The sequence below is a fragment of the Fibrella rubiginis genome (assembly GCF_017353185.1).
GTDB classification, from domain to species: domain Bacteria; phylum Bacteroidota; class Bacteroidia; order Cytophagales; family Spirosomataceae; genus Fibrella; species Fibrella rubiginis.
Window position 1 is genome coordinate 1 of sequence record NZ_JAFMYV010000047.1, and the last position, 340, is coordinate 340.

The 340-nt window shown below is 55.3% G+C and carries 1 protein-coding gene; it reads left to right on the top strand.

Features of this window, described 5'->3' with window-relative positions; all coding sequences use genetic code 11:
* Positions 1–195: hypothetical protein (locus J2I47_RS26410; protein WP_207367626.1), on the top strand; the 195-nt coding region annotated here is incomplete at its 5' end.
* Between the last annotated feature and the right edge of the window lie 145 nt (positions 196–340).

Here is a 340-nt window from a genome sequence, read left to right on the forward strand (position 1 = left end):
GTGTTGCAGTTTGCACTGCGTGTCTCATCGCTGAGACGTGCCTTTTGTCAGGCTGACCCCTGCCCGCAGGCAGTGCTGGGGGTCAGCGAGCGTTGTTGTTTTGTGTTACTAACAGTTGGTCAAAGAACGAGCGATCAGCCGTTGCTGATCGTGGTACCCAAACGTGACTCACTCGATTTGGGACTGCAAAGGTAAGCGATTGGGTTGGTTTGTCAAGCAGTTGGCCGTATTTATTTTTTGCATTCTGGCGGGCTGCCTGACGGCCCTGGTAAGTCCCTTTCGGCCCTGGCCTGCGGCTGGTTGAGCCCGGCTTGTGGTCGATTGGGAGTGCAAAAGTAGG